This window comes from Propioniferax innocua (assembly GCF_006716235.1).
In the GTDB taxonomy this organism is placed as follows: domain Bacteria; phylum Actinomycetota; class Actinomycetes; order Propionibacteriales; family Propionibacteriaceae; genus Propioniferax; species Propioniferax innocua.
Genome location: NZ_VFOR01000002.1, coordinates 61,876 through 75,705 on the forward strand (window position 1 = coordinate 61,876; position 13,830 = coordinate 75,705).

General features: G+C 66.0%; 14 protein-coding genes and 1 tRNA gene. 1 reads left to right on the plus strand and 14 read right to left on the minus strand.

The window, feature by feature from the left end; genetic code table 11:
• Positions 1-15 precede the first annotated feature (15 nt).
• From FB460_RS07030 to lysA, 14 genes are all read right to left on the minus strand, one after another.
• Positions 16-225, minus strand: a complete 210-nt coding sequence (locus FB460_RS07030; protein ID WP_142093454.1) for an ATP synthase F0 subunit C — start codon at positions 223-225, stop codon at positions 16-18.
• 72 nt (positions 226-297) lie between these two features.
• On the minus strand, positions 298-1,068 hold the full coding sequence (atpB, locus tag FB460_RS07035; protein WP_142094250.1) for a F0F1 ATP synthase subunit A: 771 nt from the start codon (positions 1,066-1,068) through the stop codon (positions 298-300).
• Between the two features lie 17 nt (positions 1,069-1,085).
• Complete coding sequence (locus FB460_RS13305) at positions 1,086-1,427, minus strand: hypothetical protein (RefSeq protein ID WP_246044316.1); 342 nt, start codon at positions 1,425-1,427, stop codon at positions 1,086-1,088.
• Positions 1,424-1,921, minus strand: a complete 498-nt coding sequence (locus FB460_RS07045; protein WP_142093455.1) for a hypothetical protein — start codon at positions 1,919-1,921, stop codon at positions 1,424-1,426. Before FB460_RS07045 ends, FB460_RS13305 begins: the two co-directional genes overlap by 4 nt.
• 92 nt (positions 1,922-2,013) lie before the next feature.
• Entirely contained in the window at positions 2,014-3,162 is a 1,149-nt protein-coding gene (locus FB460_RS07050; protein WP_142093456.1) for a glycosyltransferase family 4 protein, read from the minus strand.
• Positions 3,155-3,919, minus strand: a complete 765-nt coding sequence (locus tag FB460_RS07055) for an L-threonylcarbamoyladenylate synthase (protein ID WP_170209986.1) — start codon at positions 3,917-3,919, stop codon at positions 3,155-3,157. The genes FB460_RS07050 and FB460_RS07055 overlap by 8 nt, the downstream gene beginning before the upstream one ends.
• Positions 3,920-3,926: 7 nt before the next feature.
• Positions 3,927-4,829: a peptide chain release factor N(5)-glutamine methyltransferase gene (gene prmC / locus FB460_RS07060; protein WP_142094252.1), complete on the minus strand. Its 903-nt coding sequence runs from the start codon at positions 4,827-4,829 to the stop codon at positions 3,927-3,929.
• Positions 4,830-4,842: 13 nt separating this feature from the next.
• Positions 4,843-5,934 carry a peptide chain release factor 1 gene (gene prfA / locus FB460_RS07065; RefSeq protein ID WP_142093458.1) on the minus strand — a complete coding sequence of 364 codons (1,092 nt, stop codon included), beginning with the start codon at positions 5,932-5,934 and terminating at the stop codon, positions 4,843-4,845.
• A 49-nt stretch (positions 5,935-5,983) separates the two neighbouring features.
• The gene (gene rpmE / locus FB460_RS07070; RefSeq protein WP_142093459.1) at positions 5,984-6,211 is read right to left on the minus strand and encodes a 50S ribosomal protein L31; all 228 of its coding nucleotides are present in this window, start codon (positions 6,209-6,211) and stop codon (positions 5,984-5,986) included.
• Between the two features lie 134 nt (positions 6,212-6,345).
• A complete protein-coding gene (gene rho, locus FB460_RS07075; RefSeq protein WP_211345900.1) occupies positions 6,346-8,331 on the minus strand; it encodes a transcription termination factor Rho in 1,986 nt (661 codons plus the stop codon).
• Positions 8,332-8,602: 271 nt separating this feature from the next.
• Positions 8,603-9,478, minus strand: coding sequence for a homoserine kinase (gene thrB / locus FB460_RS07080; RefSeq protein ID WP_425466993.1), 876 nt, complete (start codon positions 9,476-9,478; stop codon positions 8,603-8,605).
• A gap of 35 nt (positions 9,479-9,513) precedes the next feature.
• The gene (gene thrC, locus FB460_RS07085) at positions 9,514-10,584 is read right to left on the minus strand and encodes a threonine synthase (protein WP_142093462.1); all 1,071 of its coding nucleotides are present in this window, start codon (positions 10,582-10,584) and stop codon (positions 9,514-9,516) included.
• The gene (locus FB460_RS07090; RefSeq protein ID WP_142093463.1) at positions 10,581-11,897 is read right to left on the minus strand and encodes a homoserine dehydrogenase; all 1,317 of its coding nucleotides are present in this window, start codon (positions 11,895-11,897) and stop codon (positions 10,581-10,583) included. Before FB460_RS07090 ends, thrC begins: the two co-directional genes overlap by 4 nt.
• A gap of 132 nt (positions 11,898-12,029) precedes the next feature.
• Positions 12,030-13,469 carry a diaminopimelate decarboxylase gene (lysA, locus tag FB460_RS07095; RefSeq protein WP_142093464.1) on the minus strand — a complete coding sequence of 480 codons (1,440 nt, stop codon included), beginning with the start codon at positions 13,467-13,469 and terminating at the stop codon, positions 12,030-12,032.
• Positions 13,470-13,559: 90 nt separating this feature from the next.
• On the opposite strand from lysA, the gene FB460_RS07100 reads away from it, so the two are divergent.
• Positions 13,560-13,634: transfer RNA gene (locus tag FB460_RS07100), tRNA-Arg, on the plus strand.
• The last annotated feature ends 196 nt before the right edge of the window (positions 13,635-13,830 follow it).

The window sequence follows — 13,830 nt, forward strand, 5'->3', positions numbered from 1 at the left end:
TCCCTAGAGGATCGGTCAGAGTGCGAAGGCGAGGGCAATGGCGATAATGGCCAGAGCCTCGGTCACGGCGAAGCCGATGTAGACGGCGCTCATCATCGCGCCACGGGCCTCGGGCTGACGGGCGATACCGGTGATGGCCGAGGAGAAGATCCAAGCGATGCCGAGCGCGGGGCCGACGGTCGCGAGGGCGTAGCCGATCATGTTGATGCTGCCGGTGATTTCCATGGTGGGTCCTTTCAGATGTCTTCTTGTGAAGGGATCTTGGGTGGTTCAGATTGTTGGTCGGAGGCTTTGTGGTCAGTGGGCTTCGGAGATCGACGACTCGATGTACTGAGCCGCGAGCACGGTGAAGATGTAGGCCTGCAGGGCTCCAATGAAGAGTTCCAGGCCGAACACCGCGAAGCTGAAGATCAGGGAGACGCCACCACCGATGTTGTTGATGAGGCCATCGGCCTGGGTCACCAGGAATCCGCCGCCCACCACGAACACCATGATCACCAGGTGTCCGGCGAACATGTTGGCGAACAGACGCAACGCCAGGGTGATGGGGCGGGTGATGAAGTTGGAGAGGACCTCCAGCGGGATGATCATCAGGTACAGGAACCACGGGACGCCCTCGGGCATCGTCTGCAACTTCAGATATTTGAGCAGACCGTGCTTACGAATGCCGGCGGTGATGTAGATGATCCACACCAGCAACGCCGATCCGTAGGCATATCCCACCAAGGAGTAGGTGGGGAGCATCACGAAGAACACCTGTCCGAACCAGTTGTTCACGAGGATGAAGGTGAAGAACGCGAGCAGCCAGGGAAGGTAGCGGCGGAAGTCATGGCCGATCATGTCGCGGCCCACACCGTTGCGGATGAAGTCGTAGAGCATCTCGCCGAAGAACTGACGCTTGCCGGGCACGACCTTCAGGTTCCGGCTGAGCACGAACCACAGCACCATCACGATGATGAGCGCCAGGATCGACTGCAGGAACACCTTGTTCAGCCACGTGGTACCCAAGATCGGGTCATAGATGAAGTCATCCGCACTGGGCGGCGTGTAGCCACCTCCCCCAGCCATGGGGATAAGGGGCAGGGTCAACGATCCCACCGGTCACTCCTTCCGAGCGTCACCTTCTGAGCGTCCTTGGACTGCCCAAAGCGTTTGATGATCATGTAGGCGGCCAGTCCGACACCGAGCACCAGACCGACCGGGAAGAGAAAAGAGGTGTCGAGCAGCCAGTCACCGAGCCAGCCCAGTCCGCCGTACAGCAGCAGGCCGGAGAGGATGTAGGAGATGACCTGGAGACCGTCATTGGTTCCACCCGTGTCATCAGAAACCTTGCGTGGGGCACGAGGAACGCCTGTGCCCTCGGCGGGGACCCGGCGCTCCGTCGAGCGGCCGCCCTTGACGGTCGAGGTCTGATCCTCACGGCTCATCGGGGCACCTCCTCGTTCGGATCCGGATCGTCGAAACACAGGATGCGCAGTCGGCTGGACGCCATGACCTCGGCGATCAACCACACCACGACCACCGTGACGCATCCCGTGACAAGAGCTACCGAATGCAGCCCGGTGGAGTTTCCGAGGGAAAGGTACAGTGCCAGCCCCATCCCGAACAAACCGACGCGGGTCCCGTAGGAGGAAAGCGCAGCCACAAGTTGCGCCGGAACCGAGGCATTCGCCCACAGCCACTGGACCATATGCCCCAGACCGGAGAACACGATCGCTCCCGCTGCGCCGATGGCCGCCGAGAGGCACGCCTGCACGGAGTCCAACATCCAGATCAGGGAGACGATGAGACCCGCAGGAAACGAAGCGGACAGGCCGGCGATCCCCATGGTGCGCACCATGTCCCGAGGGGTGGCACCCATACGCGACGAACGGTCGCGTCGCATGCCGAAGGCACGCGGCAAGGAGGGTGTCAAGGTCATGGGCTCACTTCATCTGCAGAAAAGCAGGATCTTGGGACTTTGTGAAAGGTAGCACAATCTCACCGTGGTGGGCATCTCGAGTCGGGACCGACTCAGCCTCGGGGCTCGGTGCGCTGCGGTGTCTTCCCCGCCAGTTCCCGGGGGGAGGGCTTCATCTGACGGTTTCCTCGGACGGTCAGTACCGTCACGACCCCGGCCGCGATGATGAACAGGACTGCAACCCACCAGAACTGCGTCAGACCGATCAGGGCCACACCGAAACTGATCAGCCCGGACCAGACATACATGAGCAGCACCGCACGACGATGGGAATGACCGCGTTCCAGAAGTCGGTGATGCAGGTGCTGTTTGTCGGCGACCCAGAAGGGATTGCCTCGATAGGTGCGCCGGAGGAAGGCAAGGGTGAAGTCGAGGATCGGAAGTGCCACGATCGCCAGCGGCAGCACCAGGGGCAGGTAGGCGGGCAGGAGCCCCTGTCCCCCGTCCTGGAGCGGCGCCGAGTCGAACTGCCCGGTGAGCGAGATCGAGGACGATGCCAGCAACAGCCCCAGCAGCATCGAACCCGAGTCGCCCATGAACATCCGGGCAGGGTGGAAGTTGTGCGGCAGGAAGCCCAGGCAGACCCCCACGATGGCCACGGTGATGAGGCTCGCGGTGCTCGCTCGGGACAGGTTCTGATCGGCCACCAGCACATAGCAGTAACCGAAGAACGCCGCAGCGCCGATGCCCACGACCCCCGTGGCCAGCCCGTCCAGACCGTCGACGTAGTTGACCGCGTTGGTGCACAGCACGATGAAGAACACCGTGATCGCGATGGATGCCGAGGTGTCCAGTGAGATGACCGTGCTCGGCAGCGGGATCCACAACATCTGCACACCACCGACCACCACGAGCCCCGCGGCCAACACCTGGCCAGCCAGTTTCGTGATGGCGTTGATCTCGAACAGGTCGTCGAGCACCCCGACCGCACAGATCACCGTCGCTGCGATGAAGACCGCTCCGATGTCGTTCTCGATCAGCTCATTGCGTCCGAGGAAGGGCAGTTTGGTCGCCATGAAGAACGAGGCGCCGACCCCGCCCAACATCGCGACACCACCGAAGTACGGCACGGGTTTCACATGGATGTCACGCTCACGGACGCGCGCCACGGCCCCCGTTCGCAGAGCCAGACGCCGCGCCATACCGCACACCAGGTAGGTGGTGCAGGCGGCGATCAGACACACCAGGACGTACTCACGCACTCGGGGGCTGCTCCTGCTCGCCGACGCCGGACTCATCGGCTCCAGCCTCATCAGCACTTGGTACCTCGGCGTTGGAACCGCCTGTGGTGGGCTTCTCCGTGGGAGCACCATCCTCCAGGAAGGGGACGGTCTCCCGGAGAAGTTCGAGTCCCAAGGCCCCGTGCCGCAGCACAGTGCCGTACTTGGAGCGCGTGAAGTCGATGATGGTGGAAGGAGCGTTGCCGCTGCGATCACCACCGTCCAGATAGACCGCGACGCTGCCCCCCAGCTGCCGTTTGGCTTCGGCGACGGTGCCGGCAGCCGGGTGGCCACTCCGGTTCGCGCTGGACACAGCCAGCGGCCCGGTCCGACGAAGCAGCTCACGGGTGGCGTCATCATCGGGGACGCGGATGGCGATGGTCCCCCGCGTCTCCCCCAGATCCATCTGCAGGCTCTGCTGCGCGGTGACGATGATGGTCAGGGCTCCCGGCCAGTGTTCGGCCGCGAGCTCCTTGGCGTGATCGCTGATGTCCGTGCCGAGAGCCATCATGACCTGAGGGTCGCCCACGAGCACCGGTGGCGGCATGTCACGTCCACGCCCCTTCGCGGCAAGGAGTTTGGCGACCGCTGCAGCGTTGAAGGCGTCTGCGCCGATCCCGTAGACGGTGTCGGTGGGTAGCACGATGCACTCCCCCGCTCGCACCGCTGTCACAGCGGCCTCCATGGCGGACTCGGGCTCCCGCTCGAGCGAATGGATGTTCACCGACGCGTCACTCACAGCGCCACTATGCCATGGAGCTCCCGGAGCCAACAGGCGCGATGGCGGTGACGAAGCGCCACCGCCCCGTGAGGTCGCGGTTGTCGCGGACGTGCGCCCAACCGTCGGCAGTGAACAGCTCGATGACGGCGTCGTGCTGCACCTCGGCATGTTCGGCCAGCACCAGACCACCGGGCTTGAGAAGGCGTCGGGCAACCTGTGACACCACGTGCATCGCATCCAGGCCATCATCACCGGAGAAGAGCGCCAGGTGTGGATCGTGATCACGGACCTCTGCCGGGACGCTCTCCCACGCCTCGAGCGGCACATAGGGCGGGTTGGAGATGACCACGTCGACGGTGCCGTTGAACTCCGGCAGGGCCTGCGCCATGCCTCCGGCGTGGAGATGGACGCCGGTGCCCGAGAGGTTTCGGTGGGCATGATCGAGCGCCTCATCACTCAACTCCACGGCGTGGATGTCGGCGTCGACATCGGCTTCACCGAGTTCGGCGGCCAGTGCAGCGGCAATGACGCCCGACCCGGTGCACAGATCCACCACCCGTGGCGCACGGAGACGCTCGGTGAGGATCCAGTCCAGCGCGGCCTGCACCATGGTCTCGGTCTCGGGACGCGGAATGAACACCCCGGGCCCGACCGACACCTCGATGGTGCGGAAGCCCGTGACGCCAGTCAGGTGCTGCAGGGGTTCGCCTGCGCCACGCCGCGTGACCAGTTCGGTCAGGATCGGGAGCGCGGCGGCATCCACGTCGGCGGTGAACAGTCGTGAGGCGCCCACTCCGATGACATGGGCAACCAGCTGGCGGGCGTCGGCGTCTGGAGAGGCCATCCCCGCCGCGGAGAGATGCCGGGCCACGGCGCGGGCCACCGCAGTGGCGGGCCCCGGCTCGATCACCGGCCCGTTCCCGGTCATGGCGTGTTCCCGGTCATGGTGTGCTGGCCAGGCGCGCGGCGCGGTCGGCATCGGCGAGCGCGGTGAGCAGAGGCTGCAGGTCCCCGCCCAGGACCTGATCGAGGTTGTGGGCCTTGTATCCGATGCGGTGGTCGGCGATGCGGTTCTCAGGGAAGTTGTAGGTACGGACCCGTTCGCTGCGATCCACCGTACGCACCTGGGAGCGGCGAGCCTCGCTCGCAGCGGCCTCTGCCTCGGCGGCCGCCGCGTCCACGAGCTTGGCTCGAAGCATGCGCAGGGCCTGCTGCCGATTCTGCATCTGCGACCGCTCGTTCTGGCACGAGACGACGATCCCCGAGGGCAGGTGCGTGATACGCACGGCCGAATCTGTGGTGTTGACGCCCTGACCGCCGGGCCCGGAGGCTCGGAACACGTCGATGCGCAGATCACCCTCGTCGATCTCGACCTCATCGTCATCGACGTCGGGGAACACGAGGACCCCCGCGGCGCTGGTGTGGATACGCCCTTGGGATTCGGTCACCGGGACTCGCTGGACGCGGTGGACGCCGCCTTCGAATTTCAGCACGCCGTAGGGCATCGCGTGCGGGTCGGCGGCACGACCGGCCTTGATCGCCACCACGACGTCCTTGTAGCCGCCGAGGTCGCTCTCGGCGGAGTCGAGCAGTTCGACGCTCCAGCCGACCGCCTCGGCGTATCGGGTGTACATGCGCAGGAGGTCCCCGGCGAACAGAGCCGATTCCTCACCACCAGCGCCGGACTGGATCTCGACGATGGCATCGGCCGAATCATTCGGGTCCCGTGGGGCCAACAGCTCCACCAGACGCTGTTCGATCTCCACCAGACGTTCGTCGATGGCCTCGACCTCCGAACGGAACGACGGCGACTCGGCGGCGAGCTCCTCGGCCGCCTCTCGATCCCCACGCAGCTCTTCGAGCTCATCGAAGGCCCGCACGATGGGGGTCAGCTCGGCGTGCCGACGCGCGAGACGCCGGGCTTTCCCCTGGTCGGCATGCACCGCAGGATCGGCGAGGGAATGCTCGAGGGCCGCGAATTCCTCACGGATCTTCGCGGCCCTGTCCGCGCGTTCGGACGCTTCTTCGTCCATGCGCCTGAACGCGCCAGCGTTCTGAGGGGGCTGGCCCACCGGAGGTGGTTCAGTCCTTCTTGTTCTTGCGCTTGATGTTGGCGTAGCGCTTCTCGAAGCGGGCCACGCGACCACCGGTGTCGAGGATCTTCTGCTTGCCGGTGTAGAACGGGTGGCACTCCGAGCAGACGTCGGCTCGGATTGCGCCGCCGTCGGCAGCGGAACGGGTGGTGAAGGTGTTGCCACAGGTGCACGTCACCGTGGTGTCCACGTACTCGGGGTGGATGCCTTGCTTCATGGGAGTCTCCTTGTCATCTGCTCCGGGTCCCCTGCGACCGTCCCCGTTGGACGAACGCGCTCTGGGGTGAACCGGCGCGAGGGTCAATTGTGCCGCACATGGACCCAGACGCCAAAGTCCAAGCGCGGTCCGGGTCACTCGTGGCCGGGTGTCGTCTTGCTGATCTGCATGAGGAACTCGGTGTTGTTCCGCGTCTTGCGCATCTGCTTGAGCAGCATCTCCAGAGCCTGCTGACCGTCCATGCCCGAAAGCACCCGACGCAGCTTCCAGATGATGTTGAGTTCCTGACGCGAGAGCAGCAGTTCCTCACGACGCGTGCCGGAGGCGTCCACGTCGATCGCGGGGAAGATGCGCTTGTCCGCGTATTCACGGCGCAGGCGCAGCTCCATGTTGCCGGTGCCCTTGAACTCCTCGAAGATGACATCGTCCATCTTGGAGCCGGTCTCGATCAGGGTGGTCGCAAGAATCGTCAGCGATCCACCGTTCTCGATATTGCGTGCCGCACCGAAGAACTTCTTCGGCGGGTACAGGGCCGCTGAGTCCACGCCACCGGAGAGGATGCGTCCCGACGCCGGTGCGGCGATGTTGTAAGCCCGCCCCAGACGCGTGATCGAGTCCAGGAGCACCACCACGTCATGCCCGAGCTCCACCAGACGCTTGGCGCGCTCGATCGCCAGCTCGGCGACGGTGGTGTGATCGTCCGGCGGACGGTCGAAGGTGGAGGCGATGACCTCACCCTGGACGGTCCGCTCCATGTCGGTGACCTCCTCGGGCCGCTCGTCGACGAGCACGACCATGAGGTGGACCTCGGGGTTGTTCGTGGTGATCGCGTTGGCGATGTGCTGCAGCACCATCGTCTTGCCCGCCTTCGGCGGAGCGACGATCAAGCCACGCTGCCCCTTGCCGATGGGGGCGATGAGGTCGACGATGCGCGTGGTCATCTCGGTGGGGATGCACTCGAGCTTGAGGCGTTCCTGCGGGTACAGGGGCGTCAGCTTGTTGAAGTCGACGCGGTCGCGCTGCTTGTCAGGAGCCTCCCCGTTGATGCGGTCGATACGCACCAACGGGTTGAACTTCTCCTTGCGTTCCCCATCGCGCCGCTGCCGGATCGCACCACTGACGACATCTCCCTTGCGGAGACCGTGTTTCTTGACCATCGCCAAGGAGACATAGGCATCGTTCTGCCCGGGCAGGTAACCCGAGGTACGGACGAATGCGTAGTTGTCGAGCACATCGAGGATGCCGGAGATGTCGAGCAGAACGTCGTCCTCGGAGACGGTGGGTTCAGCATCGAAACGATCGCGGTTGCGGCGGTTCTGCCGATCGCGGTTGCGGCGACGACGTCCGCGGCGTCCACCGCCGGAATCGTTGTTCCCGTCCCGCTGGTTCTGGTTGCGATCCCGGTTGCCGGACCGGTCCCGCCCCTGATCCTGCGGATCATTGCTGCCACCACCCTGGCCGGACTCGCCGGAGCGGTCGGCACCGGATGCCTTCTCCTCGCGGTTCTCCCGGTTTCCTTCGGGCTGCTGAGCGCGTCCACGGTTCTCGTCGGTGCGGCCGGAATCGGACTTGTCACTCTGATCGTTCTGAGCGTTGCGGTCACCCCGAGGGCTGCGACCACGACCGAGGTCGGCTTCGAGCCGACGTCCGATCTCGTCGTCCAGATCCAAGGTCGGGGCGTCGCCCCGGGGCTCGGTCTTCTGGCCATCGGCGGGCTGCTGCACAGGCGCACCATCGGTGGGGGCTCCGGCGGGACGCTGCGCGCGGCGTCGGCGCGATGACCCCGCAGCTGGCGCGGCAGCCGCCTCGTTGTCATTGGCCGGTTTCACCTCGGCGCCGCCAGCCGTGGTGTTCACGGCGCCGCGCTGCTCCTTGGTTGCACTCTTCGGCGCGTTGTCCTTCGGCGCGTTGTCCTTCGGCGCGTCGGGCTTTCCGCCACGACGCCCCGACTGCGCGCCACCGGCCGCTTCGATCGCGGCGATCAGCTCGCCCTTGCGCAGTCCGGTGACACCTTTGAGACCCATGTCTGCTGCAATCTTGCGCAGTTCGGGGAGCACGAGGGCCTGCAGGCCCTCACCCCGGCGCCGACGGGAGGGGGTGGTGTCGGTTGCTTCTGTCACGAGTGTCCTTTCCACTCGGGCCTGCACTCACTCTGAGCGCTCCGGCCCACCCGGTCAGGTGACTGAATGATGGTTAGACCGGGAACAGAACCTCTGACCATACGCAGGAGGCATGGCCCTCACATGCACGAAGCGACCGATGTGCGCAGCACACGCCCGCAGGGCATCTCAGAGGGAGGTTCTGGAGATCACCGAAGAAATCGGCTTCTGGCGAACCACTGTAGCAGCGAATTCCCAGCGACGACAAAGCACGGTCGTCGGCTCTGCAGGGTCACGCGGAGACGACTCGGGCCTCACCTGCGATCTCGAGTGCGTGACGGGTGAAGCCTGCCGCTTCGGGAGCGTCGACGAGCGCGTCTCGCTCCCCCAGCGCCACGACCGTCGGCCCGGCACCACTGATGAACGCGGCCAGACCACGCGTGCGCAGCTCCTGCACCAGATTCCACGAATCGGGCATCATCTCAGCCCGGTACGGTTGGTGGAGCACGTCGTGGGTCGCGTCGAGCAACAAATCGGGTCGTCGCGCAAGAGCATGCACCAGCAACGCCGCCCGCCCCAGGTTCATGGTCGCGTCCCCGTGGGGCACGGTGCCCGGCAGCGCCCCGCGAGCCGATTTGGTGGCCACCGAGAGCTCGGTGGTGTAGGCCACCGCAGCGACCTCCGGGTGCACCTCCAAAGCCGCCGAGCGCGGGCCCTCACCATTCCAGGCGAGCACGGCCCCGCCCCGGATCGAGGCGGCGAGATTGTCACCGTGCCCTTCGTAGGCGAAGGTCTGCTGCAGCAGCCACTCCGGGTCCGGATCCTCACCGGGGCGAGCGAGCCCCCACGCCGCCGCGGCTCCCGCGACGATTGCCGCGGCTGAGGACCCCAGACCAGAACCGTGCGGAATCGTGTTGTGCGCCCGCAGGGCGAGACCGGGGACCTCAGCCCCCAGTGCGGCCAGCGTGGTGCGGGCGGCCCGCACCACGAGGTGATCGTCGTTGCGCGGCACGGTGTCGGCACCGACCCCGGTCAGGTCGAATGATGATTCGTCGGCAACCGTGAGAGTCATCTCGTCGCGCCAGTCGAGCGCGAGTCCGAAGGCGTCGAAGCCGGGGCCGAGGTTGGCGCTGCTCGCAGCGACATCGACAGTGACCGCGCGCCCCACCGGCAACACCGGGGATCGCCCGTTCGGCGGGACGCTCATGCGAGGCCGATGGCGCTGGCGACCGCGCTGGCCTCCGGCGTCACGACGTCGGGCGAGGTCTCGATACCGCTGAGCGCGGTGTCGATGTCCTTCAGGCCGTTGCCGGTCACTGTGACAGTGATCAACTGACCAGGCTCCACGTCACCCCGTTCAGCAGCGGCGAGCAGGGCTGCGACGCCCGACGCCGACGCCGGTTCGACGAAGACGCCCTCCTTGGACGCGAGGAAACGTTGAGCTTCAAGGATCTGCTGATCGCTCACTGCAAGGAAGCGCCCACCGGACTCCTCACGGGCCTGCTTGGCCAGATCTGCCGACGCCGGGTTCCCGATGCGGATCGCTGTAGCGATCGTCTCGGGTTCGAGCACCGGGTGCCCGAGCACCAGCGGCGCGGCCCCCTCTGCCTGTACCGCCCACATGACCGGACGCCTGTCGGTGCGACCGGCCTCGGCGTACTGGCAGAACCCCCGCCAGTACGCCGGCATGTTGCCCGCGTTGCCGATGGGCATGACATGCATGTCGGGTGCTGTTCCCAAGGCGTCGACGATCTCGAAGGCCGCTGTCTTCTGCCCTTCGAGGCGATGCGGGTTCACCGAGTTCACCAGCGCGACCGGATAGTTCTCCGCGAGCTTGCGCGCCACCGTCAGGCACTGGTCGAAGTTGCCGTCCACCTGGACGATCTGGGCGCCGTACACGATCGCCTGGGCCAGCTTGCCCTTGGCGATCTTCCCCGAAGGCAGTAGAACGATCGGCTTGAGCCCGGCGCGCACCGCGTAGGCCGCGGCGGATGCCGATGTGTTTCCGGTGGAGGCACAGACGACGGCTTCGGCCCCCTCGGCCGCCGCCTTGGTGACGGCGACCGTCATGCCGCGGTCCTTGAACGAACCGGTGGGGTTCGCACCCTCGACCTTGATCCACACCTCGCCACGGAGCTTCTTGGACAGGACCGGGGCCGGAACCAGCGGCGTCGAACCCTCGCCCAGCGAGGCGACGTGCTCGCCGTCCTCCACCGGGAGCCACTCCCGGTAACGATCGATGATGCCCGGGTGGGCTGCGCGAAACTCCATCATTCTCCTTCGACCCGCATCACGGAACAAACTTCCTGCACCTCGGTGAGACTCCGAAGCTCCTCGACGACGGCCGAGAGCGCGGCCTCCTTCGCCGAGTGGGTGACCACGACGATCCTTGCTGTCTCGGCACGGTTGACGCCGACCTGCTGCCGCATGGTCTGCACCGAGACGCCATGATGCGCGAAGCACGAGGCGATGGCAGCCAGCACACCGGGCTGGTCAGCGGCGTCGATGCTGATGAAGTAGCACGTGTCGATCTCGCCGATGGGCATCACCTGACGCTGCGTGTAGGCGCTCTCCCCGGGGCCGGTCGCACCGCGCATCCGGTTGCGGGCAGCCGTGACGAGGTCACCGAGCACGGCACTCGCCGTGGGCGCACCGCCGGCTCCCGCGCCGTAGAACATGAGGCTGCCCGCACCGGTGGACTCGGTGAACACAGCGTTGTACGGACCGCCGACGGTCGCCAACGGATGCGTCGCAGGGATCAACGCTGGATGCACTCGGGCCGACACGGTCTCGGTGACGTTGCCCGCGTCATCGGTCTGCGTGTGCAGTTCGCAGATGGCCAGCAACTTGACCACCGTGCCCATCTCTGCTGCGGCCTCGATGTCGGAGCGGGTGATGCCGGTGATGCCCTCGCGGTACACCTCGTGTGCAGCGACGCGCGTGTGGAAGGCGATTCCGGCGAGGATCGCGGCTTTGGCCGCTGCATCGAAACCCTCGACGTCGGCGGTGGGGTCGGCCTCGGCGTACCCGAGCTCCTGGGCCTCAGCCAGGACATCGGCATAGCTGGCGCCCTCGTTGTGCATCTTGTCGAGGATGAAGTTGGTGGTTCCGTTGACGATGCCCATCACCTGCGTGATCTGGTCACCGATGAGTGATTCGCTCAAGGGGCGGATGATCGGGATGGCACCGGCGACGGCGGCCTCGAAGTAAAGGTCCACGCCGGCCGACTCTGCCGCGGCGAACAGCGTCGGGCCGTCCTCGGCCAGCAGGGCCTTGTTCGCAGTGATGACCGATGAGCCGGATTCGAAAGCGGCCAGGATCAGCGAGCGCGCGGGCTCGATGCCGCCGATGACCTCCACCACCAGATCGACATCGTCGCGACGCACCAAGGCTTCGGCATCGGTCGTCAACAGTGCGGGATCGATTCCGGGCCGTTCGACGTCGAGTCGCCGCACGGCGATCCCGACCACCTCGAGCCGCGCACCGGCGCGTGCCGCGAGGTCGTCGCCCTGGTTCTGGAGAACCCGAACGACTTCACTACCCACGGTCCCACATCCGAGCAGGGCCACTCGCAAAGCGCTCGTCATTCCTCACCTTCCACGGCTCAACCTCGACAGCGAGCCTTCATCATCGTTCATGCTGCCCGGCGGCGTCGAACCGGTCTTGGTCGGTCCATGCCTTGGACGCCGTCAGGCGTTCTTTTTCGGTGGTGGACGCCGTCAGGCGTCGGTGTCGGGGGTTGTCGCACGTCGCGCGGAGACCACCGGATCGAGAGCGAACAGGTCGTCGATGGATTCCCGGCGCACGAGAGTGGTGATCTGCCCGTCTCGCACGCCCACGACCGGCGGTCGCGTCGCATGGTTGTAGTTGCTTGCCATCGCGCGGCTGTAGGCGCCCGACCCGGGGATGACGACGAGGTCACCAGGCGTGATGTCGGAGGGGAAGAACTCGTCGCGGACAAGGATGTCGCCCGATTCGCAGTGGCGTCCCACCACCCGGCCCAGGGCGGGTTCGGATGTCGAGGCCCGATTTCCCACCGTGCCCGAGTAGTCGGCCCCGTACAGGGCGGGCCGGATGTTGTCACTCATGCCGCCATCCACCGAGATGTAGTTGCGGTAGATGCCGTCGCCCAGGGCGACCGGTTTGACGGTGCCCACGCGATAGACCGCCATGCCCGCCGGTCCACTGATCGCGCGTCCCGGCTCGATCGACAGTTCGGGCAGCGTCAGCTCCAGCGCGCGGCACTCGTGTTCGACGATCTCCCGGAGGTGTTCGGCGAGCGCTTCGGGCGTCATGGGTGAGTCCATGGTGGTGTAGGCGATCCCGAAACCACCGCCCAGATCGAATTCAGGCAGCTCACGCCCGATGAGCCGCGCCACTTGTTTGGCGAGCTTCAGCGTCCGTTTTCCGGACACCTCGAACCCGGAGGCATCGAAGATCTGCGAGCCGATGTGCGAGTGGATGCCCCGCAGGTCGATCCCGGCGGCCTGTTCGCACCGCAGCAGCCCATCGAGCGCCGCCCCCGAACCGATCGCCAGACCGAACTTCTGATCCTCGTGCGCCGTGGAGATGTATTCGTGGGTGTGGGCCTCGACGCCCGCGGTGACGCGCACCAGCACCGGGACCGTGCGTCGGTGTTCCTGCGCGATGCGGTCGAGTCGCTCGATCTCGGTGACCGAATCCACCACGACGCGGCCGACGCCCGCGGTGACGGCGAGTTCGAGTTCGGCCTCGGACTTGTTGTTGCCATGCAGACCGATGCGGGCGGCGTCGAAACCGGCCGCCAGCGCCAGCTGGAGCTCCTCGTGGCTGCACACATCGAGGTACATGCCCTCATCGGCCACCCAGTCGACCACGGCTCCGCACAAGAAGGATTTGCCCGCGTAGTAGACCTTCATCCCGGCGAAGGCGTCCCGGAAGGCTGCGAGACGCTCTCGGAAGTCGACCTCGTCGATCACGTAGGCCGGGGTGCCGATCCGGTCGGCGATCTCCACGACGGAGACGCCGCCCACCTCGATCACTCCGTCATCGTTGCGACACGCAGTGCTGGACCACAGCATCTGCACCATCGCATTGACATCGTCGGGGCGCTGCAGCCACTTGGGCGCGGGGGTCACCGCATCGGCGTGGATCGATCCCGCCACGTGCATGTGTGTCATGCGGCGCAGTCTAGGTGCTACGCTTACCGACGGCTTTTCGAGCCTGCACGGTGGATCGCACGCATCCACCCCGCAGGGACGCTGAGCCGGGCCCCCGTAGCTCAGGGGATAGAGCACCGCCCTCCGGAGGCGGGAGCCGAGGTTCGAATCCTCGCGGGGGCGCCACCAGCATTCCTCATCTGTACCTTTCTTTCCGCGTCGCCACTCCCTGAACTTTTGGGGCTTCTCTACATTTGGGGTCGGTGCGCGGTACCTCACCGGCCCATGACATGTGGTTTCACCCGTTTTGCGGCACGATGTTCTGCGGCATGACCGAGCGCGCGGCGCTCTTGGGTCATTCGGCCACCCGTGGAGCGGGCCC

Bases quoted from the DNA above. Each gene is read 5' to 3' on its own strand.
- FB460_RS07030 (WP_142093454.1), bottom strand. From the start codon at position 225: ATGGAAATCACCGGCAGCATCAACATGATCGGCTACGCCCTCGCGACC.
- atpB (WP_142094250.1), bottom strand. From the start codon at position 1,068: ATGGCTGGGGGAGGTGGCTACACGCCGCCCAGTGCGGATGACTTCATC.
- FB460_RS13305 (WP_246044316.1), bottom strand. From the start codon at position 1,427: ATGAGCCGTGAGGATCAGACCTCGACCGTCAAGGGCGGCCGCTCGACG.
- FB460_RS07045 (WP_142093455.1), bottom strand. From the start codon at position 1,921: ATGACCTTGACACCCTCCTTGCCGCGTGCCTTCGGCATGCGACGCGAC.
- prmC (WP_142094252.1), bottom strand. From the start codon at position 4,829: ATGACCGGGAACGGGCCGGTGATCGAGCCGGGGCCCGCCACTGCGGTG.
- prfA (WP_142093458.1), bottom strand. From the start codon at position 5,934: ATGGACGAAGAAGCGTCCGAACGCGCGGACAGGGCCGCGAAGATCCGT.
- rpmE (WP_142093459.1), bottom strand. From the start codon at position 6,211: ATGAAGCAAGGCATCCACCCCGAGTACGTGGACACCACGGTGACGTGC.
- thrC (WP_142093462.1), bottom strand. From the start codon at position 10,584: ATGATGGAGTTTCGCGCAGCCCACCCGGGCATCATCGATCGTTACCGG.
- FB460_RS07090 (WP_142093463.1), bottom strand. From the start codon at position 11,897: ATGACGAGCGCTTTGCGAGTGGCCCTGCTCGGATGTGGGACCGTGGGT.
- lysA (WP_142093464.1), bottom strand. From the start codon at position 13,469: ATGACACACATGCACGTGGCGGGATCGATCCACGCCGATGCGGTGACC.